This is a genomic window from Draconibacterium orientale (assembly GCF_900111425.1).
GTDB classification, from domain to species: domain Bacteria; phylum Bacteroidota; class Bacteroidia; order Bacteroidales; family Prolixibacteraceae; genus Draconibacterium; species Draconibacterium orientale.
Genome location: NZ_FOHT01000002.1, coordinates 173,396 through 198,379 on the forward strand (window position 1 = coordinate 173,396; position 24,984 = coordinate 198,379).

Consider the following 24,984-nt stretch of genomic DNA (forward strand, 5'->3'; position numbering starts at 1 on the left):
CCTGTTTTTGATATTCAGGAAACTTCGGTTGTGGAGGTAGATAGCCATTAAAAATTTAATCATAACTTTTAATTTTACTACACTACAAATTTAACGTACTTAACCCCTTTTGTAACACGATAAATATCAGTTTTAGCCAATTTTAAATCCTCTTGTGTAATAAATGTCTAATTTTGCGGCAAATAAGAAAAGGAAAAGAAAATGGGAAACTTAGCATTTGAAGCAGTTATTTTCGACATGGATGGAGTTATCACCAAAACTGCCATCACACACGCTGCGGCGTGGAAAAAAATGTTTGACGAATATCTGTTAAAACGAGCTGAAGCAAAAGGCGAAACTTTTGAAGAATTTACACAAAGCGATTACCTGGCTTTTGTTGACGGGAAACCGCGCTACAAAGGCGTGTCATCGTTTTTAGAGTCGAGAAATATCAATATTGAGTTTGGCGATCCTTCTGACGCGCCCGGAATGGAAACAGTTTGCGGACTGGGTAACCGCAAAAACGAAGCTTTTAACGAAGTAATTGCGCGCGATGGTGTTGAGGTTTACGAATCGACTTCGCAATTGCTAAACGACTTAAAAAACGCCGGAATAAAACTGGGTGTGGCCTCGTCGAGTAAAAACTGCGCACCGGTTTTGGAAGCTGTTGACATGCTAAAAATGTTTGGCGCCCGCGTTGACGGTGTTGTTTCGGCCGAACTGGGACTACACGGCAAGCCCGAACCGGATATTTTTACCACTGCCTGCGATATGTTGAAATCAACGCCGGCAAAAGCCATTGTTGTTGAAGATGCTGTTTCGGGAGTTCAGGCCGGAGCAAAAGGGCAGTTTGGCTTAACACTTGGAATCGCCCGCGAAAACAACGAGAAGGAACTGGCTGAAGGAGGTGCCGATTTCGTAGTTACCGACCTTGAAGAAGTTGGCGGAATTTTGGGTTTAAACGAACTGTTTTTAAAGAATAAGAAATAGATACAATGTCACACAAGTAATCATAGTATGACTTCAAGTCATACTATGATTAATGCTTTGACTGTACTAGTTCGGCAACACTTTTTTGCAGAAAATCGCGTGTGTAATAATCTTCATCCACGATTTCTCCATTCCAAACAACAATATCCAAATCGATACAACGTGGCCCGAATTTTGGCCCCGTCCGGTCGCGCCCCATGCGATCTTCAATCTCTTTGAGTAGTTTTTTCAGATCAGGCGCATTTAAACTTGTGCAAACCTTTACCGCTCCGTTGGTAAAATCGGCCTGGTTTTCGATGCCAATCGGTTTGGTTTTTATCATCGATGAAACCTGAAGCACGGTTACTTCTCCTTTTAGGATTTCAAGCATTTTGGCGATATTTTCGTCTGCGTTAATGTTAGAACCGATGCCAATAATCACAATATTCATCGCCTGGCCTCCATTTCCATCGATACCGATTCAGCAAAACGCAAGGCATGTGGTTTGTCTACTTCAACGCGGGCCCACGTTACTTTTTTGTCTTCCATTATCGTATCGAGAATGCGCTTGGTAAGCACTTCCAATAATTTGAAACGCCCCTCCTGAACCAATGCAATTATTTTTTTGGTGATCACTTTATAATTGAAAATATCTTCGGGTTCGTCCGATTCCAGAGCCGATTCCGGAATATCCGTTTCAATTTCGAGGTTGATTACCACATCCTGTTTATTCACCAACTCATCGGGATTAAATCCGATGTAGGTTCTGATTAGCAGATTTTTTACGCGTATTCTAGCCATATTTAACGATTTTTTCCAAGGTTTTCGCCACCATCGGCAAACAGTAATTGCCCGGTCAGGTGATTGTTTTCCAAAATATAATCCAAACTTTTCAAAATCGGCTCCACTCCTCCCGGTTTTTTCATCGGAATGCCCTGTGCCAGGTTTTCCAGGTAATCTTCATCCTCGTCTTCAGGAGGTAGTGTAACACCAGGCGCTATGGCATTAACCCGAATATCGGGGGCAAATTCCAAAGCCGCCATTTTAGTGAGTTCCCAAAGTGCCTTTTTTGCAATGGAATAAGCAGCGAAATTCGATGCATTTGCTGTTATTCGGGTATCAACAAAATTGATGATGTTGCCGGTTTGGAAATAATTGGCAAAATCGCGGGTAAGAAAAAACGGGGCTTTTAAATTAACATCTAACTGCGAATCAAAAAGGTCAACCGACGTGTCTTTCAGGTAGCCACGATTAAAAACTGACGCATTATTAATCAACAGATCAACGTTGATCTTCCCGGCAGCCAATTTTGGAATCAATGCGGCTACTTCATCAGTTTCGGCAAGGTTGGCTTGCACTGCCCTGAATTCCTGATCAGGATATTTTTTCTCAAGTTCTTCAACCAGCGCATTTGCCCCTTTTGAAGAAGAATTATAGTGCACCACAACATTCCACCCTTTTTCTGCCAGGTGCTCTGTTAACGCACGTCCTATACGTTTTGATGCTCCGGTAATTAAAGCTGTTCGAATCATACTGAAAAGTTAGTTATTTTTCTAATAACAACAGGATGACCAGACTTATGTTCACAAAATTACAAACATGATTTCGGCTTAAGACCAACAGAAACGGAAGGGTAAAAATAGTTTTCACGCAAAGAAATGAAGAAGCACAAAGCTCGCAAAGATGATATAAGTATTAAACATGACTTTGTTTGCTTTGCGACAAACTTAGCGTTCTCTGCGTCAACATTCTTTCTTTTATCCTGCTTATAAAATTTGATACAAAAAAAAGGCCCGCAATACGGACCTTCTTAAAAACTCTATATGGTTTTTCTATTTGCTGTACGAATTCAATTTACTTAGGTATTTCCCGATAATATCAAACTCAAGGTTGATAACCGATCCCACTTCAAAGGTGTGGAAATTGGTAACTTCCTGCGTGAAAGGAATAATGGCAACCTGGAAAGAATTGTCTTTCGAGTTTACCACGGTTAAGCTTACTCCATTAACGGTTACCGATCCTTTTTCAACGGTCATATAGCCTTGTTTGGCCTTTTCAATGTCAAAGTCGTATTCAAAAGTGTAGTACCAGCTTCCATCAGCTTCCTCAATTTTTACACACTTCGCCGTCTGGTCAACGTGCCCCTGAACAATGTGGCCATCCAAACGGCCATTCATCATCATGCTGCGTTCCAGATTCACTTTCGATCCTACCTCCAACAAACCAAGATTCGACTTTATCAGCGTTTCTTTAATGGCTGTTACTTTGTATTTTTTCTCAGCTTTATCCACCCAAACAACGGTTAAACAAACGCCGTTGTGCGATAAACTCTGGTCAACTTTCAGCTCGTCGGCAAACGAACAGGTTAAGGTAAAATGTACATTCTCCTGATCTTTTTCAACGGCTACAACCGTTCCGTATTCTTCAACTATTCCTGAAAACATATCTAGTTTAAAGTTTAGAGTTCAAAGTTCAAAGACTTTAAAACCCGATTTATCCTTATTAAAAATTGAAAACAACCTAAATCAAAAATCGTTAATCGACATTCATCAATCTGAAATCATTTCAGGCTCCACTCTACACCATCTTTGGTGTCTTTTAGCTCAATGCCAATGGCACTTAATTCATCGCGAATTTTATCGGCAGTGCCCCAATCTTTATTGGCTTTTGCATCTTTCCGCAGGTTTATGAGCAATTCAACAGCGCCACCCAATACTTCGTTGCTTCCACTTCCGGCGTCACCTTCTTCTTTTAATCCAAGAATATCGAAAACCACCGCGTTATAAAACACTTTCAGATCTTCAAGATCAGCAGCCGAAATTTTCTCGCTACCCGCTTTTATCGAGTTGATCATTTTAACGCCGTCAAAAAGATGGGCAATAGCAATCGGACTGTTCAAATCGTCGCTTAAAGCGGCAAAACATTTTTCTTTTAAAGACGCGACATCCACTGTTGAGGCATCGGAAGGCGTTAATTCTCCCAAAGTTTTTGTGGCAGTCATTAACCGCTCCAAGCCTTTTTCAGAGGCTTGCAAAGCTTCATTCGAGAAATCGATGGTGCTGCGGTAATGCGCCTGCAAAATAAAGAAGCGGATGGTCATTGGCGAATAGGCCTGCTCCAGAATTTCGTGCGTGCCGGTAAACAATTCATCAAGCGTGATAAAGTTACCCAGAGAGCGTGCCATTTTCTGCCCGTTAATAGTAATCATGTTATTGTGCATCCAATAACGCACCGATTCTTGTCCTCGACAAGCTGTATTTTGCGCAATTTCACATTCGTGGTGCGGGAAGGTTAAATCCATGCCTCCACCGTGAATATCGAACTGCTCGCCCAGGTATTTTGTGCTCATTGCCGAACACTCGAGGTGCCATCCCGGAAAACCCTCGCTCCAGCGCGAAGGCCAGCGCATAATGTGCTCCGGCGATGCTTTTTTCCACAAGGCAAAATCGAAAGAGTTTTTCTTTTCATCCTGCCCGTCGAGTTTGCGGGTGTTGGTTTTTATATCATCCAGATTACGGCCCGAAAGTTTTCCGTAGTTGTAATCGTTGTTGTATTTATCCACATCAAAATAAACCGAACCGTTGGCCTCGTATGCATATCCGTTTTTCAGAATCCCCTCTATCACCTGAATTTGCTCGATGATATGGCCCGATGCACGCGGCTCGATACTTGGCGGCGTAACATTCAGATCGTCCATATTCCGATGGAAAGTGTTCATGTATTTCTGAACCACTTCCATTGGCTCCAGCTGCTCCAAACGTGCTTTCTTCGAAATTTTATCTTCACCACGTTCTGCTTCTTCATCTTCAAGATGGCCAACATCGGTAATATTGCGCACATAGCGCACCTTGTTTCCGAGGAAAGTAAGGTAGCGGTACAACAAATCGAAAGTGATAAACGGGCGGGCGTGCCCCAGGTGCGAGTTGCTGTAAACGGTTGGTCCGCAAACGTACAAACCCACATGACCTTCCACCAGCGGTTTAAACGCTTCCTTCTTCCGGCTCAGCGTATTGTAAATATAAAGTTGACTCATAATTTTTTTGAAATCGTATGATTTTGCAAAGGTAAAACAAAATGAGTGATTTTGTGATTGTTACCAACTCCCTCTGCACAAAGGTAAACCGTAATTAACCTGAAGTTCCGAATGCCTAAGCTGTTTGTTCTGCTTCAGCCGCCTCACTCTCACTTTTGTGTTCTTCCAGCTTGTTAAAATATTTGCGGTAGAAAAACAAAATTGAAAAGATACCCACGGTAATGGCCGAATCGGCAACATTAAATACCGGACGGAAAAAGATAAACGGATTTCCTCCAACTCTGGGCAACCACTCGGGATAGCGACCTTCAAGCAGCGGAAAATAGAACATATCAACCACTCTTCCGTGCAGGAAGCTGGAATAACCGCCTTCGGCAGGAAACAAAGAGGCGACCTGTCCGTAGCTGTGATTGAATATCATTCCATAGAAAAGGCTGTCGATAATATTTCCGATAGCGCCGGCAAAAATCAGCGCAATACAGGCGATAAAGCCAAAAGGCACTTCTTTTTGTCGGGCCAGTTTAAACAGGTACCACCCAATGGCCATTACCGCCACGATACGAAAAACACTTAAAAACATTTTTCCGTATTCGCCGGCAAACTCAAAGCCGAAAGCCATACCGTTATTTTCCACAAAATGAAGAATAAACCAATCTTTAAACACCACAATCTCATCGCCAATCGACAGGTTGGTTTTAATCCAGAATTTCAGAACCTGATCGACAATTAAAACGGAGAATATAATTATCAGTGATTTAACGGAACGCGACATATGCTAACCCTTTATAACAGAAATGCTCTTCGAAAATTCTAAACAGTATTTTCGAAGAGCAATTCCAATTCGTTTTTTTACTTATTATTTTCCTTGTTTCGCATCAATACTAAGTGTTGCATGAGGAACTGCACGCAATCTTTCTTTAGCTATTAACTTACCGGTTTCGCGACAAACGCCATAAGTTTTATTTTCGATACGAATAAGAGCAGCTTGTAAGTGCTGAATAAATTTTAACTGACGCTGAGCTAATTTTCCAGCTTCCTCTTTAGAAAGTGTAGCAGCGCCCTCTTCCAATACTTTAAACGTTGGCGAGGTATCAGAAATATCGTTACCATCGCTTTGAGTGATCGAATTCTTGTACATTTTATAATCTTCCTGCGCTTTTTCCAGCTTATCAAGAATGATTTTTTTGAATTCCATCAACTCTTCATCAGAATATCTGTTTTTGTCTCCCATAGTTTTTGGGTTTTAAGTTCCTCACTAGTTTTTTTGATCAAGGCCCTAAAGTAATAAAAAACTACATCATAATACAGTGCCTTTCTACATTTCTTTAACCTAGCTTTTCGATCACAATTTGTGCCTGAACTTCCTTGTCGATCTCCACTTCTTTCGAACGTGCTGAATCAACGCTATCGGCTAATTCCAGCTCATCGGCGAGTGTTTGCGCACAAATGTATTCCTTGTGGTTTTCAACCGCCACATTATACGCTTCGTGCTTTGCAATACGCAACTTAATCCGATCGGTTACCTCAAAACCATTTTCCTTTCGTAAGTTCTGTATTTTGTTGATAAACTCACGGGCAATTCCCTCTTGTTTCAGCTCTTCCGAAAGATTGATATCCAAAGCGATAGTCATTTGTCCTTCAGTAGCCACTGTCCATCCCGGAATATCTTCAGTTTGAATTTCAACATCGTCAAGCGACAGCATAACTTTTTCGTCTCCCACTGTCAGCTCAAATTCGCCGGTACTTTCAAAGGCCGAAATTGCATTCTGGTCCAACTGGTTAACAGCTCCGGCAATTTGTTTCATCATTTTACCGTATTTCGGTCCGAGCGCTTTAAAGTTCGGCTTGATTTTCTTTTTGATCACCCCGGCCGTATCGGTTAAAAACTCAACTTCTTTAACGTTAACTTCTGCCAGAATAATGTTTGAAACTGCCTCGAATTGCTCTTTAAAGTGCGGATTTAATACCGGAACCATAATTTTAGCCAAGGGCTGGCGTACTTTCAGTTTTTCTTTGCGGCGCAGTGCCAAAATCATTGAAGATGCCTTTTGCGCAATGGCCATTTTTTCTTCCAGATCCTTGTCGATCAAGGCTTCAGTATAAGCAGGGAAATCAACTAAGTGAACACTCTGATCTTCGGCTTTTCCGGTAGCTTTATTCAGGTCGTTGTATAGCAGGTCGGCATAAAACGGTGCAATTGGCGACATTAATTTAGCCACAACTTCCAAACAGGTGTACAGTGTTTGGTAAGCCGAAATCTTGTCGGTAGAATATTCGCCACCCCAGTAACGTTTACGGCTTAAACGCACAAACCAGTTACTCAGGTTTTCGCTTACAAACTCGGAAATGGCGCGGCCGGCACGTGTTGGCTCGTAATTTTCGTAGCTCTCGCCCACTTCTTTAATCAGCGAGTTCAGCAACGAAATAATCCAACGATCGATCTCCGGACGTTGTTCCATCGGAATTTCTTCTTCTGCATAGTTGAAGCCATCAACATTGGCATACAATGCAAAGAAATTGTAGGTATTATATAGCGTTCCGAAGAATTTACGTTTAACTTCCTCTACACCTTCGATATCAAATTTCAGGTTATCCCAGGGCTGTGCATTGGTAATCATGTACCAGCGCAGCGGGTCGGAACCGTATTTATCGATGGTTTCGAACGGATCGACAGCATTACCCAGACGTTTCGACATTTTCACGCCGTTTTTGTCGAGTACCAGTCCGTTTGATATAATATTTTTGAATGCTACCGACTCATCGATCATGGTAGCAATGGCATGCAGTGTAAAGAACCATCCACGGGTTTGGTCAACCCCTTCGGCAATAAAATCGGCCGGGAAAACATCTTTGAAATTCTCTTTCCACTCGAAAGGATAATGGCGTTGCGCAAAAGGCATCGCACCCGAATCGAACCAAACATCGATCAGGTCGGCTTCGCGCTCCATTTTTTGTCCCGACGGTGAAACCAAAATAATATTATCGACATGCGATTTATGCAGATCAATCTTTTCGTAATTGGCTTTGTTGTAATCGCCAACTTTAAATTCAGCAAAAGGATTTTCTGTCATAAAACCGGCTGCAACCGCTTTATCGATTTCCGCCATCAGCTCTTCCATCGAACCGATACAGATCTCTTCCGAACCATCTTCAGTTCTCCAGATTGGCAGCGGTGTTCCCCAGAAACGAGAGCGGCTAAGGTTCCAATCCACCAGGTTTTCGAGCCAGTTTCCAAAGCGACCCGTTCCGGTTGATTTTGGTTTCCAGTTGATGGTGTTGTTCAGCTCCACCATTTTGTCTTTCACCGCTGTTGATTTGATAAACCACGAATCGAGCGGGTAATACAACACCGGTTTATCAGTTCTCCAGCAGTGCGGATAACTGTGAACGTGCTTTTCAATTTTGAATGCTCTGTTCTGCTGTTTCAGCATTACCGAAATATCGATATCAACAGTTGATGCGTCTTCTTCCAGCTTGTCGTCGTATTCGTTTTTCACCGAACGGCCGGCAAATTCGTGATAGGTTTCGGTATTTACGTATTTCTCAACAAACTCCGGATCGAGGTCGATGGTTGGGTAAAAACGTCCCTTCTTATCGACCAAAGCCTGACGCTTTCCTTCGGTATCTAAGACTACCAGCGGTGCAATTCCGTGTTGTTTGGCAACACGGTCGTCATCGGCACCAAAAGTAGGCGCAATGTGAACGATTCCGGTACCATCTTCAATGGTTACAAAATCGCCGGTAATCACCTCAAAAGCTTTTCCTTCAGGTTTCACCCAGTCGATGAGCTGCTCGTACTGAACGCCTTTTAGCTGCTCGCCGGTATATTCGGCCATTACCTGGTAAGGAATGTTTTTATCGCCCGGTTTGTAATCTTCCAATGCCAGTTCAGCATTTTTCGAATTGAAATAAACCGGGAAAAGGTCTTTGGCCAGAATCAGCGTTACCGGATCGCCGGTGTAGGGATTAAACGAACGAACTTTTACGTAGTTGATGTTCGGTCCCACACAAAGCGCGGTGTTCGACGGCAGAGTCCAGGGAGTTGTCGTCCAGGCCAGGAAATACAGGTCGGTTTCCACGCCTTCAAAAAGGAATTCCGATCTTTCGTTTCGTGTGGCTTTAAACTGGGCAATTGCTGTTGTATCTTTTACATCGCGGTAACAACCCGGCTGGTTCAGCTCGTGCGAGCTCAAGCCTGTTCCGGCGGCCGGCGAGTAAGGCTGAATGGTGTAGCCCTTGTACAACAATCCTTTGTTGTAGATTTGTTTCAGCAACCACCAAACCGACTCAATGTACTGGTTATCGTAGGTTACATACGGATCGTCCATGTTTACCCAGTAACCCATCTTGCGGGTCAGTTCTTCCCACTCGCGGGTGTATTTCATCACCTCTTTGCGGCAGGCGTCGCTGTATTCTTCAACGGTAATTTTTTTACCGATATCGTCTTTTGTAATGTTCAGCGCTTTTTCAACGCTCAGTTCCACAGGCAAACCGTGCGTGTCCCAACCGGCTTTCCGGTGTACACGAAAACCTTTCATGGTTTTGTAACGGCAAAAAATATCTTTAATGGCACGCGCCATTACGTGGTGAATACCCGGCATTCCGTTTGCCGATGGCGGTCCTTCGTAAAACACAAATGTTTCGTGCCCTTCGCGGGTGGTAATACTTTTATGAAAAGTGTCGTCATTCTCCCAACGCGCCAGCACATCTTTGTTTATCTGTGCTAAATCTAACTGCTTATATTCCTGAAATTTATTGCTCATGAGAAACTGCTATAATCTTCTGATTTTAAAAAACATGCAAATATAGAAAAATTTTAGTGGGCGGGGGAAGATGAACGGGCATTATTAAACCAGACTTAAAAGGAGGTCTACTCTGCATTTTCGGGGATCTTGACACATGAATATTTTTCACTTGTCATTTTTGTTTTTTCCTCAAGTGATCTTTTTATTTTCCTCAAGTGATCTTTTTTCTTTTCACAAGTGATAAATTTATTGCTGTCTTGTGATTAGAATTATGACATCAAGTGATGAAAATTGTGTTGACCGAAAAACCGTTTTCATTCAGTGCGAAAACAAGAAAAAGCCGCTTTACCGGGAAAGATAAAGCGGCTTTGTGGAATACCTTTATGGAAATCCGGATCAGACAGTCCGAACTAATTATTTTGTCAATCTGCAGTGAAGCTAACCTTGCCGCTTTGCATCCCTTTGGGAAATCGGGTGTAACAAAACACCAAACTTAGTTCTGCGAAAATTTTCTTTTCGCTTAGCTACAGATCCATTATGTTTTTGATTTATAGAAATTGATTAATTCAGGTCAAGTACCGAATTAAATTCGCCCTCAACAATACCGGTTGGAGCCGTGCTGTCGGCTTCGCTTTCGTTTTCCCAAACCGAACCGTCGATTAAATATTTAAACTGGTAAACTTTACCGGTTTCCAGATTCAGCGTTTGTGTAAAATCACCGCTTTTCAGTTTTTTCATTGGCTCAACATTTTCGTTCCAGCCGTTAAATTCACCTACAATTCTAATTGTATCGGCATTCGGAGCATCAGTTTTTGCAACCCGGAAAGCTACTTTACACTCCGGTTTACTTTTTAAATATTGTTTTTTTATACTCATAATTCACAGTTGTTTTTTATGAAACAGAACAGTTACCCACTTAGTTTTTAAAGAATGCTTTTTGAACTGCCATCCGGCGCCTGATGTTAATCCAACAGCCTTCTTTTAATCACCGATCCGGCACACTCTCCTGAATCGTTCTTGTTTTCAATTCTAAAATTTGTTTTAGTACGAAGTTGGTTTGGAAATGATGTTCTATCAATTTGTTAATCAAAAGTATGCCATTAGTATTAAATATCAGCCAACCAGCAAAAAGAATATTTTGATATTTAACACTTAAATAAAATTAAAAAAATTAGCATCTTATTGTATTTCAGACGCTTTAGCCTATGTAGTGACACCATTCGCCTTGCTGCAAACCAACACACACAACTGATTCTAAGCAATTTAATCAAACGAATGTCAATAAGTGTTTCGTAAGTGCTTCACCCGGCTCATAAACGACTGAACTCTTTCCAGCTCCACCTCATTTTGCCAGTTGCCATCGTATTTAAAAGATGAGCCTACAATAAAAGCATCGGCATAGGGCCAGAAACCGGCAATATTTTGCTCTGTAATTCCCGAGCCAATCAGCACCGGCAACCGAACAGCCTCAACTACAGCCTGCACATCCTTTATCGAGGCTTCTTCGCCCGTTGCATTTCCGGTAACAATAACTCCATCGGCTAAAAAGAACACGGCAGCTTTGGCCATATCACAAATCGAAACATCGGCAGAAATAGCATGCGATGCGTGTTTCTTTTTAATATCGGTCCATATTTTTATGTTATCGGCACCAATTTGCTTCCGGTAGCGCAAAAGTTCGGCAGCATCGCTGTCCATCATTCCCTCGTCGGCCAAATGCCCAAACACAAATCCTTCGGCCCTGATAAAATCGAAACCTGCAGCATGAGCCACAGCCAGCGCCTGTTTGTTGGCTCCGGCCAGAATCTGAATTCCCAGAGGAAGCGAAACCTCCTGCCTTAGTTTTATTGCAACGGCGGTCATTGAGGCCACAATTTCGGACCCTACTTTACGATTCAGATACGGACGGTCGTGCATATTCTCGATCATTATTGCATCAACCCCGCCCTGCACAAGTTTTTGTGCATCGCTGATGGCGGCGTTAATAATTTCAGTTATGCTTAGGCGGTTTTTGGGAGTGCCAGGTAAGGCTCCTACATGCACCATCCCAATTATTGATTTGTTGAGTTCCACGCTTTATTGTTTTGGTTTCTTAAAGTTAACCGATTTGAGGAAATTTCTACCGATCTCTAAAAACAATTCACTTATGTTTTGATTGCCACTGATTTTGTACATTTACACTCCATAACCTAAGTCAAAAAAAAACGAAAGATGAAGAATAGTTCCCTTTTGCTTGCCTGCTATGTCCTTATTTTCCTGTCGTGTTCGACAAAAAAAAGCGAAAACACCTTAACAAAAGAAGAAATCGAGGACGGCTGGGAATTGCTGTTCGACGGGAAAACCACCAACAACTGGAAAACTTTTAACGGAGGCGCAGTTACCGGATGGAAGGTAATTAACGGCGAATTGCACAACTCGGGCGTTGGCACCGATCATGGCGGCGACATTATCACCAAAAAACAATACACCAATTTTGAATTGTACCTGGAATGGAAAGTAGCACCGGAAAGTAACTCGGGCATTTTTTACCATGTACAGGAAGGGCTTACCGATGCCATTTACGAATCAGCACCGGAGTACCAGTTGATTGATGACAATGGCTGGCCTGACAAACTGGAAGCCTGGCAACATTCAGGCGCCAATTACGGGATGAATGCACCCAAAAATGCAAAGCTAAAACCGATTAACGAGTGGAATACCACCCGAGTAATTGTAAACGGGCCACACGTTGAACACTGGCTGAACGGCAGCTTAGTGGTGGAATATGAGTTGTGGACCGACCAATGGCTGCAAAATAAAGCTGCAAGCAAGTGGGCCGACACACCAGACTACGGAATGGCAAAAACCGGTCATATCGGCTTGCAGGATCATGGCGGATTAACAATGTTCCGGAATATTAAGATTAGGGAATTGTAGTTTCTGTAAGCTTATCGAAATCGGCAAGCCCGGAACAGGTTTCTCAATAAAAATTATCTTTGCCCGAAACATTCTCAAAAATGGAATTTACTGCATTCAGAGATCTGAAACCCTTTTCGCAATTGTTTTTTGCTGCATTTGTTGTGGTGGCCAGCATATTAATCTTTTTTGTATTGTCGCTTGTGGTGGCCATTCCAATCTGGGGTTTCAATACTGTTTTGAACCTGCCGGCTATTAATTCCGAAACGCCACTAAACATTATCAACCTGTATAAATTCATTCAGGTTGTTCAGGCAATCGGCTTTTTTATCGTTCCTCCGTTTATTTTGGGCTACCTGTTTCATGGCCAATCAAACGAATACCTATACCTCAATAAATCATTCAATTCGCAAAGTGTTATTCTGGTTGTTGCGATGATGTTTTTTGCCGCTCCGGCGATTAACCTCATTGGCGAATTAAACAGCAACATGAGTTTTCCCGAGTGGTTATCGGGAGTGGAAGAATGGATGCGCAACGCCGAACAAAATGCCGCCGATATTACGGAAGCCTTTTTAAATGTAAAAACCATTGGCGGACTTGCATTTAACGTGTTTATGATTGCCCTGCTGCCGGCAGTTGGCGAGGAGCTTTTATTCCGTGGCGTGGTTCAGAATATATTTAGCAAAATGACGCGCAGTCACCATTGGGGAATATGGATTTCGGCCATACTTTTTAGCGCTTTACACATGCAGTTTTATGGTTTTGTTCCGCGTGTTTTGCTTGGCGCCCTGTTTGGTTATTTGCTGGTTTGGAGCGGCTCGATATGGTTGCCCATTATTGCCCATTTCATGAATAACGCGATTGCCGTAATTGCCATGTACTTTATAAATAACGGCCTGATGAATCCACAATATGAAGAAATCGGTTCTACCGGCGACAGCTATTACATGGCCGGAATCAGTCTTGCACTAACGTTTGTGTTTCTGATGATGCTGAAACGACAGAATGCCGGTAAAGAAATTCCTATATAAAAAAATCCCGGATTAGTTTTCACCAAGCCGGGATCTAAAATATCAATACAATAAATTCTTTTCAGATATTCGCATATGCGTCTTATATCCTATTTTTCGTCATGCTGAACTTGTTTCAGCATCTGTTAAATGATATTAGCATTATATGGATGAGACCCTGAAACGAGTTCAGGGTAACGTGCAAATCATGACACGTTACAGACAATCAATATTCTTTTAAGCAAATTCAAATAAGAGATCGGTCTGCATTTCTTCTGCCGACATTTTTTTCTTTTCATTCCGTCGGAATACATAAACAATACCGTATTCCTGTGCCAGTTGTCGTTTTACTTTTGGCGATTCCACCTCCAGGCTTTCTTCAATCTCTGTCCACAGTTTGCTTATAAAGTCGTTGGTCGTCTTACGCAGTTTCTGCATTTTATCGAACGAGCGCAAGGTATTTCGTTTTAAGGTTTGCTGAAATACCGAAGCGTCGTGCAACTCTTCCACCTTAAATTTCACCAGCGCAATGGATGGATTATAAATGGCACTTCCCCCATTTTGTTTACGCTTTTGCTCGCCTTCCACCATTATTTTGCCCCACTCAATTATATCTTCCTCGGTGTTTAGTGAAGGTACTTTTCCCTCAAAAGAGGCCAGGTTCCCGTAGTACCTAATTCCGCCGTTAATCTCGCCACGCTCCGATGCAAACTGCAGCACCTGTATAAAATGCGAGACGTACATTTTAGCTCGATCAAAAGCTTCTTTATACTCTTTTATATTTTCCGACTGAAGTCGTGTGTCTAATTCGTATTGTCGAAGGTGATTTTCGAAAGCATTCTTCACATTCTGGAGTTCTTCAACCGAATGATTCGAGAACGCCAGTTTTTCCTCATTCTTAATCACCTTTGCCAGCGCTGCGTTAAGTGCGCGTATTCTGGCTTTATCCGTCGTGGGTAAACGTCTGTATGGCATAATATTCCTTTGTGTTTATGCGAAGTTATGGATTGTACATGGGGAATTCATGTGTTCGCCCTTGTACTTATACACATCTACCTGTTTATTATTGTGAAAAACCGGAGCTTCGTTTTAGCGAATGGCTGTATTTTAATACCTTTAAGTCTCTATCTTCGCACGAAGTTAACAGGGTTAGAAACAAGAAAAATATTGGTCATTAAAGTTCAATAATAGTCATGAAAAGGGAATTAACTACATATACTTCCAAAAATGAAACGCTGGCAAATACAGGTAACTGTTTAAAAACTTCTTTCCCATTCAATAACCGACAAACCTTGAAGGAAATCCCGTGCGGGCTCGTCAAAAATCCCTGACTACCGGCAGGCAGGCGTCAATCGGGCTAATTGGTTACATTGAAAAAACGCAAAGGTTATTTTTTGATCCCGATAAATCGGGAGTTCCTTTTGATCGAATGCAAAAGGAACTGCCCGTCTGGCATGAAGACAAAAGCTACATAGGTGAGCTATTGTTCTCTCGTACAAAACCAGGCAGCCAATAAAAAACAAAAAAAGCCTCCCCAGAAACTGAGAAGGCTTTTCAAATGTATAGCGTGAATTTTCTTATTCGCTAACTTTTGCGCACAAATACTCGCGGTTCAAGCGAGCAATGTTGGTGATAGAGATGCTTTTCGGACACTCAGCTTCGCAAGCCTGAGTATTGGTACATCCACCAAAACCCAATTCATCCATTTTGGCCACCATGTTTTTGGCACGACTTGCAGCTTCAACTTTACCTTGAGGCAATTTTGCCAGGTGCGAAACTTTTGCCGAAACAAATAACATAGCCGATGCGTTTTTACACGCTGCAACACAAGCACCACAACCGATACATGCTGCTGCATCCATTGATTCTTCAGCATCTTCTTTCGGAATAGGAATTGTGTTGGCATCAGGAACACCACCGGTATTTACCGATACGAAACCACCAGCCTGAAGAATTTTCTCGAAAGCAGTACGGTCAACAACAAGGTCTTTAATTACCGGGAAAGCACGTGCACGCCAAGGCTCAATAACAATGGTTTCACCATCTTTGAACTTACGCATGTGCAGCTGGCAAGTAGTAACCTCGGTGTCTGGTCCGTGAGGACGGCCATTAATATACAGACTACAAGTACCGCAGATACCTTCGCGGCAGTCGTGGTCGAAAGCAATTGGGTCGATTCCCGCTTCAATAAGCTGGAAATTCAGGATATCCATCATTTCAAGGAAAGAAGACCCGGTTGAGATATTTTCGATTGTATATGTTTCGAATTTACCTTTTGATTTGGCATTCTTTTGACGCCAAACTTTTATTTTGAGTTTTTTTAGAATCTTATCAGCCATTTTATTCTAGATTTTTAGATTTATAGATATGAGTAATGAGACCTTAATCGTGAATTTTTAATGATTGCTTTAAACCAAAAATCATCTTTTGGACTTCATTAAGTTTTGCATCCAACTCTTCGAATTTGTTTTGAGAAAGATACTCTAAATCAAGACTTAAAATCACTAAAGTTTCCAGTTCAAATGCACTACCATTGGCAATGTCTAAGAAACGGCCCAATTCCTTGTCGCTATTTCTCCCACATCCTTCAGCAATGTTTGTTGGAATTGAAACAGCAGCCCTTCTCATTTGTGAAACGATACCGAAAAGCTCATCTTTTGGAAATGCGTGAGTTGCCTGGTAAATCTCTTTAACAAGAACTCTTCCTTTTTGCCAAACTTTCAATTCTTTAAACTGATGCATCTTCTTTGCTTTTATTGATTCCTGATCTTTCTTCTTCTCAATACTAATTTCTCACTACTCTATACTCTCATAATTATTTGTAAGAACGCTGCGTAAGCTTCACATTCTCAAATACCAAATCTTCTTTATGCATATCCGGCTCTGCGCCCTCTCCTTTGTACTCCCAGCACGATACATAAGTGAATTCTTCGTCGTTACGTTTTGCTTCACCTTCTTCGGTAGCCGACTCTTCACGGAAGTGTCCACCACACGATTCGTTTCTGTCGAGTGCATCGCGCGCCATCAACTCACCAATATCGAAGAAATCGGCAACACGACCGGCTTTCTCCAACTCAGGGTTAAGGTTGTCCAATTCGCCAGGAATACGAACATCTTTCCAGAATTCAGCGCGAATTTCCTTAATCATCTCGATCGCTTTTTTCAATCCTTCAGCATTACGGGCCATACCAACGTAATCCCACATTACTTGTCCAAGTTTTTTGTGAAAATAGTCAACCGGTTTCGAACCTTTAATGTTGTATAATTTCTCAATACGATCAGTTACCTCTTTTTCAACCGCAGCAAACTCAGGAGCGTTTGTGTCGGCCATTGGCGTCATAATTTCGTCAGCCAGGTAATCACCAATAGTGTATGGCAACACAAAATATCCGTCCGCCAATCCTTGCATCAGTGCCGAAGCACCCAGACGGTTAGCTCCGTGATCGGAGAAGTTAGCTTCACCAATTGAATACAAACCGGGAACCGAAGTCATCAGGTTGTAATCAACCCAGGTACCACCCATTGAGTAGTGGATAGCCGGGTAAATCATCATCGGCGCTTTATAAGGATCAACATCGGTAATCTTTTCGTACATCTGGAAAAGGTTTCCATAACGTGCTTCAATTACACTTTTACCCAAACGATCGATGGCATATTTAAAATCAAGGAAAACTGCTTTACCTTCCGAGTTTACACCAAATCCGGCATCGCAACGTTCTTTTGCAGCACGCGACGCAACGTCACGAGGCACAAGGTTACCGTACGAAGGATATCTTCTTTCCAGGTAAAAATCGCGATCCTCATCTGCAATATCGTTCGGATGAAGCTCACCTTTCTGCAATTTTACAGCATCTTCTTTTTTCTTTGGTACCCAAACACGGCCATCGTTACGCAACGACTCCGACATCAATGTCAGTTTCGACTGCTGATCGCCATGAACAGGTATACAAGTAGGGTGAATTTGTACGAAACATGGGTTCGACATAAAAGCACCACGTTTGTAACATTGCCATGCGACCGATCCGTTACTTCCCATTGCGTTGGTTGACAGGAAGAATACGTTTCCGTAACCTCCGGTTGCAACAACAACGGCGTGTGCACCAAAACGTTTGATCTCGCCCGAAACAAGGTCGCGGGCAATAATACCACGGGCTTTTCCGTCGATTTTAACCAAGTCCAGCATTTCGTGGCGGTTGTACATTTCAACAGCACCTTTCGAAATCTGACGGTTCAACGCCTGATAAGCACCAATTAACAACTGCTGACCGGTTTGCCCACGTGCGTAGAACGTACGGCTTACCAACACACCACCAAACGAGCGGTTATCTAACAAACCACCGTATTCGCGACCAAATGGAACACCCTGTGCCACACACTGGTCGATAATGTTCGGAGAAACTTCTGCCAAACGGTAAACGTTAGCTTCGCGTGCACGGTAGTCGCCACCTTTAATGGTATCATAAAACAAACGGTAAACCGAGTCGTTGTCGTTCTGATAGTTTTTTGCAGCATTAATACCTCCCTGTGCAGCAATTGAGTGCGCGCGTCGCGGGCTGTCCTGGTAACAAAATGCTTTTACTTTATATCCTAATTCTGCTAAAGAAGCAGCTGCCGAGGCACCACCTAATCCGGTACCCACAACAATAATTTCTAATTTACGCTTGTTTGCAGGGCTCACTACTTTAATGGCAGCTTTGTGTTTGTTCCACTTTTCTGCTAATGGCCCTTCAGGTATCTTATTATCTAAAATGCTCATAATTCTTTCCTCTTTTTTATTTATACAATCCTACCATGAAATAAAGTGGAATAACGGCGAAACCCACAGCAACAAGAATTGCGTAAATCGTACCAATAACTTTCCAGCGGTTTAACCAATGTTTGTTGTTTAAACCTAAAGTTTGGAAAGCCGACCAGAAACCATGCGACAGGTGAATTCCCAGTAAAATACCACCAAGAATGTAAAGAATACCCAGTGCAGTGCTGTTAATAAAAGCAGTTGAAACCAAAGCGTACGCATTGTGCATGTGTTCGCCGTTTACGGTAACTTCTGCCAAAAGCGGATCACCGGTAAACTTCATCTTAATAAAGAAGTTAATGATGTGGATGATAAGGAATACCAAAACCAAACCACCTAAAACCAGCATGTTACGCGATGCCCACGAGCTTGCTCCGCTCATGTTCTTTTTCGCATACTTAACCGGGCGTGCTTTCCAGTTTTGATACTCAAGGAAGAATGACCAAACAATGTGAATGATAAAACCTAATCCGAGAATAGGTTCCATAATCTTAATCAGAGGGTTAGTAGCCATAAAGTGAGCTCCCTGATTAAACAAATCACCGCTGTTGTCAAAGATCAGTAATAAGTTGAGGCCCAAGTGGACTGCAATAAAGACTACCAGGAATAATCCCGACAGGCTCATCACAAATTTTCTTCCAATCGAGGCTGTTAAAAATTTGCTCATAATCTATTATTTATTTTTGGTTGATTCCGAATTTTGCTTAAAGCGCCACAAATGTAGACGAACACAAATATTCCTGCAAAAATGGGGTTCTAAATTAGCTAATTTATAATGATTCTACAACTGATTTAATTTTTGGTTTAGATTGAAGATTCGGTCGAACAACTTTAACAATAAAAACACGCATGCTTTCCTGTTGTCTTATTAAATAGAGCCGAATATTTTTCAAAAAATTACGGCACAATTTTTCATCTTAACCTCTTTCATGAAAACTATTATTTTGGTGGTACAAGTACAAATTCTAACTTTAGCGAACACTAAATCTAAACCAAATGGGTACACCTTTTCTGATTTTTATGGTGCTTTCGGCAGTGGCCTTGCTGCTTTTTATGGTACTAAAACTCAAAATCTCTGCCTTTATCGCTTTACTTATTACCGCCATTTATGTGGGAATTCTGGCCGGCATGCCACTTAAACAGGTAACACAATCCATTCAGGACGGGATGGCCGGAACGCTGGGTTTTGTTGCGACCGTTGTTGGACTGGGAGCAATTTTCGGACAAATGCTCGAGAGCTCGGGCGGAGCCGAATCGCTGGCCCATTATCTGGTTAAAAAATTTGGAAAAGACCGTGCCTCGTGGGCAATGGTGGTTACCGGTTTCATCATTGCCATCCCGGTTTTTTTCGATGTGGGTTTTATCATTCTTGTACCTATTATTTATGCTCTTTCGCGCGACACCAAAAAATCATTATTGTACTACGGTATCCCGTTGCTGGCCGGACTGGCTGCCACGCACAGTTTTATTCCGCCAACGCCCGGGCCGGTTGCTGTTGCCGATATTATTAATGTACAACTGGGCTGGGTGATTTTGCTTGGATTGATCGTTGGATTTCCAACGGCTATTATTGCCGGACCGGTTTGGGGAAAGTTTATTTCGAAAAAAATTCACCTCACTCCACCCGAAGAATTTATGATTCAAACCAAGAAAGAGTACGATGAAAACAACCTCCCGTCGTTTCGTTTAATTGCTTTAATTATTGCCGTTCCATTGTTCCTGATTTTGGTTAACACTTTTACCGGGCTGGCCGTTTCGAAAAAGGTAGTGGAGCAAAGCATTTACACCGATGTACTTGAATTTCTGGGGCACCCGTTTTCTGCGCTGATCATTGCCACGCTTATTGCCATTTACTTTTTGTGCATAAAACGTGGTATGGGCAAAGAAAAAGTGCTGGAGTTGTCGACCAAAGCACTTGGTCCGGCAGGAATAATAATTCTGATAACAGGTGCCGGGGGCGTTTTAAAACAAATTTTGGTAGACAGCGGAATCGGAAAAATTATGGCCGAGTCGATGTCAAACTCTGCGCTCCCACCGATTTTGTTGGCCTGGATTTTAGCTGCCATTGTACGTGTAACACAAGGCTCGGCAACCGTTGCCATGATAACTGCTGCAGGAATTATTGCCCCGGTTATGAGCGAATTTGGATTGAACGATCCGCAACGCGCGCTGGTTGTTCTGTCTATTGCTTCGGGAGCAACTTTACTATCGCATGTAAACGACAGTGGCTTCTGGCTGGTAGGTAAATACTTTGGGATGAACGAAAAACAAACCCTGCAAAGCTGGACGGTAATGGAATCGCTAATTGCAGTTTGCGGGCTGGCGTTTACGATGCTGGTTAGTTTATTTTTTTAAGGTCACCAATCTATGGATTCGGATAACCCAAACAACAAACCACGTTGGCAAACTGCAAATAAAAACTTCTACAAAAAGTATAAAGACGAAAGAAAGCAACTTAAGGATGAAATGACCAAAGCGGAAAATATGCTTTGGGAAAAACTACGAAATAAGCAGCTAGGAGTCAAATTCAGAAGACAACATATCATTGATTTTTATATCCCTGATTTTGTTGCACTTTCAATAAAACTAATTATTGAAGTGGATGGGAAAATTCATCAATTAAAAAAAGGAGAAGACGAGGAGCGAACCAAAAGACTTGCCGTAATTGGCTATAAAGTAATTCGTTTTACGAATGAAGAGGTTGAAAATGATATTGAAAAAGTTGTTCTCAAAATAAAAAAGGAAGTCGATAAACTGACCCCACCTAACCTCCCCAAAGGGGAGGAATTTAGGACTTAGCATCAAGAATGGCCAGCAACTTTTATTCACCGGCCCAAAGTCCCCTTTGGGGATTTAGGGGTCCGAAGAACAATCAAAAATTACTATCATTGCACCACTATGACTTTTACATTCAAACATTTCACAGAACTCACGACAAACGAGCTCTACGATATTCTTCAACTTCGGGCGGAAATTTTTATAGTTGAACAAGACTGTGTTTACAACGATATTGATGGACTGGATAAAGATGCCATCCACCAGTTTGCGGAAAAAGACGGGCAGATTGTAGCCTACTCACGTTTGCTGAAACCGGGAACACGGTTTAACGATTATTCCATCGGGCGCGTTGTGGTGAAAGAGTCGGAGCGCGGAACAGGACTGGGAATTCAGATGATGAAAGAAGCTAAAACATACATTCTAAAAAACTGGCAGCCCGATAAAATAAAAATCAGTGCGCAAAAATACCTGCGTAAATTTTACGAAGACCTGGGATTTAAAGTTGTTACCGACGAGTACCTCGAAGATGGAATCCCACATTACGGAATGTTGTTTGAAAACCAAGCCGATTAAACAGATGCAAAAAATTATAATTCTACTATTTCTTTTTCTGGGCAGTCAGTGTTTTGCCTCTCCGCAGGACAGCCTTATCGAACGCATTTTCAGCGAAATGTACAACCAACATTATTCGCGGGCTGAAGAAATGCTTCACGCCAATAAAAACAATATAGACTCCGTTTTTTTCGCCGTTCTTTCGATCGACATGAGTTACTGGAAAAATGTTACAGGCACTAACACCCCAGATTTCCCGGCTTTCGAAAACGATTTGCGTCAACTTTCACCAACAAATCCCACATCATCCACTCAAGAGGCTATTCTGCTGGTTAACCTGTCGTACCAATTGCGATACGAGCTGAAACGTTTTAAACTGATTAAAGCAATTTCAACGCGGCAGGAAACCAAGGCGCTTTTCACTTCCTTAAAAACAAACGAAGAATTACCACCGGAACAACAGGAACTGTACCTGTTATATTCCGCGTTATTTCAATATTTCGACAATTATCTGAAACCGTTTTTTTCTTCCAACAAAAAAGAAAACTGCAGCGAAGCATTAACCACCATGACCCATTTGTTCCAATCGGAAAGCCGGATTACAAAAACGCTGGTTGCCTATTTTTTGGGGAAAACCTGGCTGAATTACGAAAACAACCCGACAAATGCCATTGCCTATTTCCAATGGCTGCACAAAAACTTCCCGGAAAATATAAAGTTTGAGGAGCTGTTGGATGAATGCAACAAGCAATTAAAATAGGTTTTCGATCATTTTGCACAATTTTCTCTTTCATCCGCAAGTTTTCATCGTAGAAACTTTTTACTTTACACAAAATTTGTGAGATGATCAGAAGGGTACTTTTTTCAATTTTTCTAGTGTGCTTTAGCTTTTCAACGTGGGCAAACAATGCCAATAACGACAGCATTGCCAACCGTGTATTCACCTTAATTTATGAGCAAAACCTTAGCGAGGCTGAAAAAACGTTTACAAACGGCAAGGACGAACTGAGCGAATTTTACCGTACTTTTTTAAACCTCGATTTGCACTGGTGGAAATACCGCACCACTTATTCAAAAGAGAATTCAGACAAATTAGATGAATTGATTGATGCATCGTTATTGCCCGAAACCGAAACGTACGAGCAAAAAATGCGTCAGATTATTGTTCGCTCGTACCAACTGCGTTACGATAAAAAGAAATTCAACATATTCGGAATGCTATCGGCACGCTCCGATATCCGGGACCTGATTGCTGCTATTGAAAAAGAAGACCCGCCTTTTACCGGCGACGAACAGAAACTTTTCGAAAGTTATGTTATTATGTATCAATACATCGAGAACATTAACTTTTTTGCCAATGCCAAAAAATCTGAAGCCCGCGAAAAGAAACTAAAGCGGATGGAGAAATTTGCTTCCGAAGATAATGTGATCTTAACCACCGTAGCCGATTTCTTTTTGGCGCGCATGTACCAAAAAATTGAGGACAAACCCGAAGTTGGGCTGCAACACTTTAAAATTCTCACAAAAAAATACCCAACAAACAAAACCTTTGCCGAGTACCAGGCCGAATGCGAAGAAAACATTTAATGTATTAATTGCGAGGATCAACTGTCCCAAAGTTCGTGCTGCGCATAATCGCGATGAAAAGTACGCTGCCTGCAACGCGGGCAAATTGCCCTTTTCAGCCGGTGAATATTGGTAAGTTTTAAGCGCGTTTTACAATCGCGGCAACGGAATTCGCTTTTATGAACTACTGCTTCGTCATCAAAAACAGTCACCTCAATTTTATCGTACAAGGTTTTACAATGCGGGCATTTATAAATCTGGAAACCGGCCTTCAGATGCAAATTGTCGGAGGCCTGTGCCATCTTTCGAAGCAGGTTGTGCGTTTTGTAATGAAAAATCCGGGTGCGCTGCTTCAGGTAGTCGCCAACCGGCTGCGAATGAACCAGAAATCCGTGCCCCTGATTAAAGCTTTCGGTAAAACCACAATGATCGCAACGGTATGAATAAGCATGTCCCATTGGTTAAAATTAACCATTTTAATGCGGATTCTTTCTGTTATAAACTAGGATTTATAAAAAAATCATTTCCTCAGAAACATTTTTTAATCTCGTATGTATTAATGACATACATTAAATGATTCAGTCATGAAACGATTTCTAATTGCATCACTCTTACTAAGCCTGTCTTTCGCCAGCTTTTCGCAGGAAGTAAATGTTGGCGACAAAGCACCTGTATTTTCTACCCTGGCCGACGATGGCTCGACCTGGAATGCAGATGATTATTTGGGCGACAAATTTATTGTGGTTTATTTTTACCCGGCGGCAATGACCGGCGGCTGTACCAAACAAGCCTGCGCCTACCGCGACCTGAAAACGGAGATCGACGAGGCGAACGCAGTTGTAGTTGGAATTAGTGGCGATAATATTGAAGGCCTTCAGCTTTTTAAAAAGGCCAACCACCTGAATTTCCCTTTACTTTCAGATGCAAATGGTGAAATTGCCAAAAAATTCGGAGTACCGCTGCGCGACGGAGGTACGATTACACGCGAAATTGATGGCCACAGTTTTGACTTGGTTCGGGGGGCTACAGCATCGCGCTGGACCTTCATTATCGATAAAAACGGTACTATTGTTTATAAAAACACAGACGTTGATGCCACAAAAGACTCAGACGAAATTTTGAAGTTTATTAAAAACAATTCGTAATTTGCATAAATTACAAACCCATAAATAAGTGAAGATGAAATTTTTAAGAGCATTTTTAGCAATTAGTCTGCTGTGTTTTTTACTTCCTGTAAAAAATAGTAGTGCGCAGGCTAAAGTAAGAAATTACACCGCAACATTCTCAATTTCCGACGGAGAGGAATCATATGAATTTGAAGCTCCTGCCCATGAAGTAATTACACCCAACGGAAATTTCGTAAAATCATTAAAAATCACGGTTGAAGAGAGCCATCCGCTTATGCAGGATTTTGGTGGCTACCCCAATCGGTGGTTTGGATTTAATTACCTCTATATTGATGTTAATGGCGACGAAGTATTTAACCCTGAAGAAGGCGATGTAATGCTACCAGAGGGAATCGCCAAGCTGAACAAAAGTGGAAATCTAACTATTCAGTTTCATCTAAACGGAGCCGGTACCTATTTGCCTCTTGGCTGGTAAAAAACTTTGTATAAAATAAAAAGGAGCAAAATTGCTCCTTTTTTATTTCCACCTGCGACG

General features: G+C 42.0%; 26 protein-coding genes. 10 read left to right on the top strand and 16 right to left on the bottom strand.

Features of this window, described 5'->3' with window-relative positions; translation table 11 throughout:
• Nucleotides 1-201: 201 nt before the first annotated feature.
• Nucleotides 202-969, top strand: coding sequence for a beta-phosphoglucomutase family hydrolase (locus BMW53_RS02225; protein ID WP_051567727.1), 768 nt, complete (start codon nt 202-204; stop codon nt 967-969).
• Between the two features lie 49 nt (nt 970-1,018).
• On the opposite strand, the gene folK is transcribed toward BMW53_RS02225, so the two are convergent.
• From folK to BMW53_RS02280, 10 genes are all read right to left on the bottom strand, one after another.
• Complete coding sequence (gene folK / locus BMW53_RS02230; RefSeq protein ID WP_038557514.1) at nt 1,019-1,399, bottom strand: 2-amino-4-hydroxy-6-hydroxymethyldihydropteridine diphosphokinase; 381 nt, start codon at nt 1,397-1,399, stop codon at nt 1,019-1,021.
• The gene (locus BMW53_RS02235) at nt 1,396-1,749 is read right to left on the bottom strand and encodes a dihydroneopterin aldolase (protein ID WP_038557512.1); all 354 of its coding nucleotides are present in this window, start codon (nt 1,747-1,749) and stop codon (nt 1,396-1,398) included. Before BMW53_RS02235 ends, folK begins: the two co-directional genes overlap by 4 nt.
• Nucleotides 1,750-1,751: 2 nt before the next feature.
• A complete protein-coding gene (locus BMW53_RS02240; protein WP_038557511.1) occupies nt 1,752-2,480 on the bottom strand; it encodes an SDR family NAD(P)-dependent oxidoreductase in 729 nt (242 codons plus the stop codon).
• Nucleotides 2,481-2,780: 300 nt separating this feature from the next.
• A complete protein-coding gene (locus BMW53_RS02245; RefSeq protein WP_038557509.1) occupies nt 2,781-3,392 on the bottom strand; it encodes a riboflavin synthase in 612 nt (203 codons plus the stop codon).
• A gap of 116 nt (nt 3,393-3,508) precedes the next feature.
• On the bottom strand, nt 3,509-4,981 hold the full coding sequence (gene cysS / locus BMW53_RS02250; protein WP_038557508.1) for a cysteine--tRNA ligase: 1,473 nt from the start codon (nt 4,979-4,981) through the stop codon (nt 3,509-3,511).
• Nucleotides 4,982-5,096: 115 nt separating this feature from the next.
• Complete coding sequence (locus tag BMW53_RS02255; protein WP_038557507.1) at nt 5,097-5,753, bottom strand: lipoprotein signal peptidase; 657 nt, start codon at nt 5,751-5,753, stop codon at nt 5,097-5,099.
• A gap of 84 nt (nt 5,754-5,837) precedes the next feature.
• Entirely contained in the window at nt 5,838-6,212 is a 375-nt protein-coding gene (locus tag BMW53_RS02260) for a TraR/DksA family transcriptional regulator (protein ID WP_038557506.1), read from the bottom strand.
• Nucleotides 6,213-6,306: 94 nt separating this feature from the next.
• A complete protein-coding gene (gene ileS / locus BMW53_RS02265) occupies nt 6,307-9,744 on the bottom strand; it encodes an isoleucine--tRNA ligase (protein WP_038557504.1) in 3,438 nt (1,145 codons plus the stop codon).
• A 543-nt stretch (nt 9,745-10,287) separates the two neighbouring features.
• Nucleotides 10,288-10,602: an isoamylase early set domain-containing protein gene (locus tag BMW53_RS02275; RefSeq protein ID WP_038557502.1), complete on the bottom strand. Its 315-nt coding sequence runs from the start codon at nt 10,600-10,602 to the stop codon at nt 10,288-10,290.
• 402 nt (nt 10,603-11,004) lie between these two features.
• Entirely contained in the window at nt 11,005-11,799 is a 795-nt protein-coding gene (locus BMW53_RS02280) for a BtpA/SgcQ family protein (RefSeq protein WP_051567726.1), read from the bottom strand.
• A gap of 138 nt (nt 11,800-11,937) precedes the next feature.
• Between BMW53_RS02280 and BMW53_RS02285 the strand changes: the two genes are divergently transcribed.
• Together BMW53_RS02285 and BMW53_RS02290 are read left to right on the top strand one after the other, a co-directional pair.
• A complete protein-coding gene (locus tag BMW53_RS02285; RefSeq protein ID WP_038557501.1) occupies nt 11,938-12,642 on the top strand; it encodes a 3-keto-disaccharide hydrolase in 705 nt (234 codons plus the stop codon).
• A gap of 80 nt (nt 12,643-12,722) precedes the next feature.
• Nucleotides 12,723-13,652, top strand: coding sequence for a CPBP family intramembrane glutamic endopeptidase (locus tag BMW53_RS02290; RefSeq protein ID WP_051567725.1), 930 nt, complete (start codon nt 12,723-12,725; stop codon nt 13,650-13,652).
• A 216-nt stretch (nt 13,653-13,868) separates the two neighbouring features.
• Here BMW53_RS02290 and BMW53_RS02295 read toward each other — a convergent pair whose 3' ends face one another.
• From BMW53_RS02295 to BMW53_RS02315, 5 genes are all read right to left on the bottom strand, one after another.
• A complete protein-coding gene (locus BMW53_RS02295) occupies nt 13,869-14,606 on the bottom strand; it encodes a hypothetical protein (protein ID WP_038557500.1) in 738 nt (245 codons plus the stop codon).
• Nucleotides 14,607-15,208: 602 nt separating this feature from the next.
• Nucleotides 15,209-15,970, bottom strand: a complete 762-nt coding sequence (locus BMW53_RS02300; protein WP_038557499.1) for a succinate dehydrogenase/fumarate reductase iron-sulfur subunit — start codon at nt 15,968-15,970, stop codon at nt 15,209-15,211.
• 43 nt (nt 15,971-16,013) lie between these two features.
• Nucleotides 16,014-16,373 carry a four helix bundle protein gene (locus BMW53_RS02305; protein ID WP_038557498.1) on the bottom strand — a complete coding sequence of 120 codons (360 nt, stop codon included), beginning with the start codon at nt 16,371-16,373 and terminating at the stop codon, nt 16,014-16,016.
• 73 nt (nt 16,374-16,446) lie between these two features.
• Nucleotides 16,447-18,387, bottom strand: a complete 1,941-nt coding sequence (locus BMW53_RS02310) for a fumarate reductase/succinate dehydrogenase flavoprotein subunit (RefSeq protein WP_038557497.1) — start codon at nt 18,385-18,387, stop codon at nt 16,447-16,449.
• A gap of 16 nt (nt 18,388-18,403) precedes the next feature.
• Nucleotides 18,404-19,093, bottom strand: coding sequence for a succinate dehydrogenase cytochrome b subunit (locus BMW53_RS02315; protein WP_038557496.1), 690 nt, complete (start codon nt 19,091-19,093; stop codon nt 18,404-18,406).
• 329 nt (nt 19,094-19,422) lie between these two features.
• Between BMW53_RS02315 and BMW53_RS02320 the strand changes: the two genes are divergently transcribed.
• The 5 genes from BMW53_RS02320 to BMW53_RS02340 all read left to right on the top strand — a co-directional run bounded on the left by BMW53_RS02320 (nt 19,423) and on the right by BMW53_RS02340 (nt 23,343).
• Nucleotides 19,423-20,781, top strand: a complete 1,359-nt coding sequence (locus BMW53_RS02320; protein ID WP_038557495.1) for a GntP family permease — start codon at nt 19,423-19,425, stop codon at nt 20,779-20,781.
• 12 nt (nt 20,782-20,793) lie between these two features.
• Nucleotides 20,794-21,225, top strand: coding sequence for an endonuclease domain-containing protein (locus BMW53_RS02325; RefSeq protein WP_074780154.1), 432 nt, complete (start codon nt 20,794-20,796; stop codon nt 21,223-21,225).
• 99 nt (nt 21,226-21,324) lie between these two features.
• Nucleotides 21,325-21,777, top strand: coding sequence for a GNAT family N-acetyltransferase (locus BMW53_RS02330; RefSeq protein WP_038557494.1), 453 nt, complete (start codon nt 21,325-21,327; stop codon nt 21,775-21,777).
• A gap of 4 nt (nt 21,778-21,781) precedes the next feature.
• The gene (locus tag BMW53_RS02335; RefSeq protein WP_038557493.1) at nt 21,782-22,516 is read left to right on the top strand and encodes a hypothetical protein; all 735 of its coding nucleotides are present in this window, start codon (nt 21,782-21,784) and stop codon (nt 22,514-22,516) included.
• 83 nt (nt 22,517-22,599) lie between these two features.
• Nucleotides 22,600-23,343 carry a hypothetical protein gene (locus BMW53_RS02340; RefSeq protein ID WP_038557492.1) on the top strand — a complete coding sequence of 248 codons (744 nt, stop codon included), beginning with the start codon at nt 22,600-22,602 and terminating at the stop codon, nt 23,341-23,343.
• A gap of 17 nt (nt 23,344-23,360) precedes the next feature.
• On the opposite strand, the gene BMW53_RS02345 is transcribed toward BMW53_RS02340, so the two are convergent.
• Nucleotides 23,361-23,780: an SIR2 family protein gene (locus BMW53_RS02345; protein WP_038557491.1), complete on the bottom strand. Its 420-nt coding sequence runs from the start codon at nt 23,778-23,780 to the stop codon at nt 23,361-23,363.
• 126 nt (nt 23,781-23,906) lie between these two features.
• Between BMW53_RS02345 and BMW53_RS02350 the strand changes: the two genes are divergently transcribed.
• Together BMW53_RS02350 and BMW53_RS02355 are read left to right on the top strand one after the other, a co-directional pair.
• Nucleotides 23,907-24,467 carry a peroxiredoxin gene (locus tag BMW53_RS02350; protein ID WP_038557490.1) on the top strand — a complete coding sequence of 187 codons (561 nt, stop codon included), beginning with the start codon at nt 23,907-23,909 and terminating at the stop codon, nt 24,465-24,467.
• A 34-nt stretch (nt 24,468-24,501) separates the two neighbouring features.
• Nucleotides 24,502-24,924 carry a hypothetical protein gene (locus BMW53_RS02355; protein ID WP_038557489.1) on the top strand — a complete coding sequence of 141 codons (423 nt, stop codon included), beginning with the start codon at nt 24,502-24,504 and terminating at the stop codon, nt 24,922-24,924.
• Nucleotides 24,925-24,984 lie beyond the last annotated feature (60 nt).

Excerpts from the sequence above, each read along its gene's own strand:
- BMW53_RS02335 (WP_038557493.1), top strand. The coding sequence starts at position 21,782 with ATGCAAAAAATTATAATTCTACTATTTCTTTTTCTGGGCAGTCAGTGT.
- BMW53_RS02225 (WP_051567727.1), top strand. The coding sequence starts at position 202 with ATGGGAAACTTAGCATTTGAAGCAGTTATTTTCGACATGGATGGAGTT.
- BMW53_RS02315 (WP_038557496.1), bottom strand. The coding sequence starts at position 19,093 with ATGAGCAAATTTTTAACAGCCTCGATTGGAAGAAAATTTGTGATGAGC.
- BMW53_RS02235 (WP_038557512.1), bottom strand. The coding sequence starts at position 1,749 with ATGGCTAGAATACGCGTAAAAAATCTGCTAATCAGAACCTACATCGGA.
- BMW53_RS02260 (WP_038557506.1), bottom strand. The coding sequence starts at position 6,212 with ATGGGAGACAAAAACAGATATTCTGATGAAGAGTTGATGGAATTCAAA.
- BMW53_RS02290 (WP_051567725.1), top strand. The coding sequence starts at position 12,723 with ATGGAATTTACTGCATTCAGAGATCTGAAACCCTTTTCGCAATTGTTT.
- ileS (WP_038557504.1), bottom strand. The coding sequence starts at position 9,744 with ATGAGCAATAAATTTCAGGAATATAAGCAGTTAGATTTAGCACAGATA.
- BMW53_RS02310 (WP_038557497.1), bottom strand. The coding sequence starts at position 18,387 with ATGAGCATTTTAGATAATAAGATACCTGAAGGGCCATTAGCAGAAAAG.
- BMW53_RS02350 (WP_038557490.1), top strand. The coding sequence starts at position 23,907 with ATGAAACGATTTCTAATTGCATCACTCTTACTAAGCCTGTCTTTCGCC.
- folK (WP_038557514.1), bottom strand. The coding sequence starts at position 1,399 with ATGAATATTGTGATTATTGGCATCGGTTCTAACATTAACGCAGACGAA.
- BMW53_RS02305 (WP_038557498.1), bottom strand. The coding sequence starts at position 16,373 with ATGCATCAGTTTAAAGAATTGAAAGTTTGGCAAAAAGGAAGAGTTCTT.
- BMW53_RS02255 (WP_038557507.1), bottom strand. The coding sequence starts at position 5,753 with ATGTCGCGTTCCGTTAAATCACTGATAATTATATTCTCCGTTTTAATT.
- BMW53_RS02285 (WP_038557501.1), top strand. The coding sequence starts at position 11,938 with ATGAAGAATAGTTCCCTTTTGCTTGCCTGCTATGTCCTTATTTTCCTG.
- BMW53_RS02340 (WP_038557492.1), top strand. The coding sequence starts at position 22,600 with ATGATCAGAAGGGTACTTTTTTCAATTTTTCTAGTGTGCTTTAGCTTT.
- BMW53_RS02295 (WP_038557500.1), bottom strand. The coding sequence starts at position 14,606 with ATGCCATACAGACGTTTACCCACGACGGATAAAGCCAGAATACGCGCA.
- BMW53_RS02325 (WP_074780154.1), top strand. The coding sequence starts at position 20,794 with ATGGATTCGGATAACCCAAACAACAAACCACGTTGGCAAACTGCAAAT.
- BMW53_RS02300 (WP_038557499.1), bottom strand. The coding sequence starts at position 15,970 with ATGGCTGATAAGATTCTAAAAAAACTCAAAATAAAAGTTTGGCGTCAA.
- BMW53_RS02330 (WP_038557494.1), top strand. The coding sequence starts at position 21,325 with ATGACTTTTACATTCAAACATTTCACAGAACTCACGACAAACGAGCTC.
- BMW53_RS02245 (WP_038557509.1), bottom strand. The coding sequence starts at position 3,392 with ATGTTTTCAGGAATAGTTGAAGAATACGGAACGGTTGTAGCCGTTGAA.
- BMW53_RS02275 (WP_038557502.1), bottom strand. The coding sequence starts at position 10,602 with ATGAGTATAAAAAAACAATATTTAAAAAGTAAACCGGAGTGTAAAGTA.
- BMW53_RS02320 (WP_038557495.1), top strand. The coding sequence starts at position 19,423 with ATGGGTACACCTTTTCTGATTTTTATGGTGCTTTCGGCAGTGGCCTTG.
- BMW53_RS02345 (WP_038557491.1), bottom strand. The coding sequence starts at position 23,780 with ATGGGACATGCTTATTCATACCGTTGCGATCATTGTGGTTTTACCGAA.
- cysS (WP_038557508.1), bottom strand. The coding sequence starts at position 4,981 with ATGAGTCAACTTTATATTTACAATACGCTGAGCCGGAAGAAGGAAGCG.
- BMW53_RS02355 (WP_038557489.1), top strand. The coding sequence starts at position 24,502 with ATGAAATTTTTAAGAGCATTTTTAGCAATTAGTCTGCTGTGTTTTTTA.
- BMW53_RS02240 (WP_038557511.1), bottom strand. The coding sequence starts at position 2,480 with ATGATTCGAACAGCTTTAATTACCGGAGCATCAAAACGTATAGGACGT.